Raw genomic sequence first — 1,468 nt, forward strand, 5'->3', positions numbered from 1 at the left:
AGGTTCTGCTCGCTTCGCAGCGCATACCGATCTTCACGGATAAGCTATCGAATTTAATTGTTGATCTTATCACCAGCAGAAGAGAGTACCAAAACAACAACTCATCTAAACCGGCCGTAATCGTATCCAAAGATATTGCAATCTGGTACGGCTCCTCCGCCTTTATTGGTACAATTGTCTGCTGGCTTCGCAATGATATGCCTTATACACCGCTTTTTCTCGCCAAGCAGCTCTCTCAGCTGTTCCGTTTGCATCAAAATACGGAACAGCTCGTAGATCTGGAATAACTTTTCCGAAAACATAAATAAGCTCTCAGTAGAACTGATTCGTTCGACTGAGAGCTTATTTATGTTTTCAGTATTGTTGCTTTAAATGCTATATGGTTGCGATGACATCAACACTCCATCATTGTTTTGTCTTGGACAGCATGTAGCTTTACCATCGCTAATCGCGCAATGGGTTGAATGACTAAGCTCTCTGCAATTAGTACAATTAAGAAGTTTCTTGGCCAGTTGGTTAAGAAGTTGCTAAAAATTTCTGAACTAAATCCGTTTCCTACAATATGACCAATAAGCGTCATACAAGCTGACATTCCTAGAACAGTAAATAAGATACGGAACATTATTTTGGAATTAAAGCTGTCCGTTGGTTCAGTAAATTTATCAACCAATTTTTCAGCGATACGGCCAATAAACACAGGCTCCAAAATCATGACAATAATCCACATGATCGGAAGCGTTTTAAGAATCATGAAGGCAACTTCTCCATTAAATTCTCGGGAAGCTAAAACTATATTTAATGACGTCATAAACAGAACGGTCAATGTACAAATAATTGCACCATACAACGCTCCCTCTTTTCCGTTTCTCGGCAATCTTGTTTCAAAGTTCATTCTTTTCTTCCTTTCAAAAGACATTTCTTTGTTTAATCATTCAATAAATACAGATCAGATACAGTCAACATAACTAATTTTCTGTATTAAAGGTCTTCAATACATTTGGCAACATTTTAGCGATCGTTTTTAAGGGAGCTGATGATTTTTGCGTTAAACAAAGCAGCATAGCACCTTCGATTGTAGCAGTCATCATCAAGGCAATAGCAGCAGCTGATTCATCAGAATAACCTTCAGCTATAAGTTTCACATAGTAAATATATTGAATATTTTCATACAGCACACTGCATGCTTTGCGGACAGGCTCACTCACTGTGGCCATTTCACTGACAATACTGCTAAATGTATAACCGGTAATCGTACCTTCTGTTTCTAAGTTGTGAATTAGTTTTTCGATCATGCCTTGTGTGGCTTCTATGGTTGATGGATACCTTCTAAAAATATTTTCGATATCTGTCGTAATGGCTTCGTTTAAAGCTTGCAAACAAGCAATTAACAGCTCTTCTTTACCATTTGGAAAATGATGATACAGCGCTCCTTTTGTAACGTTGCAGACTTTTAAAAGTTCATTCAGAC

At 37.9% G+C, this 1,468-nt stretch carries 3 protein-coding genes; 1 reads left to right on the top strand and 2 read right to left on the bottom strand.

The window, feature by feature from the left end; translation table 11 throughout:
- The coding region (locus AC1DSE_RS35170; RefSeq protein WP_477529113.1) for a TetR-like C-terminal domain-containing protein at positions 1-287 on the top strand (287 nt) is incomplete at its 5' end.
- A gap of 107 nt (positions 288-394) precedes the next feature.
- On the opposite strand, the gene AC1DSE_RS35175 is transcribed toward AC1DSE_RS35170, so the two are convergent.
- Both AC1DSE_RS35175 and AC1DSE_RS35180 read right to left on the bottom strand, forming a co-directional pair.
- Positions 395-892, bottom strand: coding sequence for a DUF2798 domain-containing protein (locus tag AC1DSE_RS35175; RefSeq protein ID WP_477509587.1), 498 nt, complete (start codon positions 890-892; stop codon positions 395-397).
- A gap of 73 nt (positions 893-965) precedes the next feature.
- A partial coding sequence (locus AC1DSE_RS35180; RefSeq protein WP_477529114.1) for a TetR/AcrR family transcriptional regulator occupies positions 966-1,468 on the bottom strand: 503 nt, incomplete at its 5' end.

This window comes from Paenibacillus sp. 01L418 (assembly GCF_056400045.1).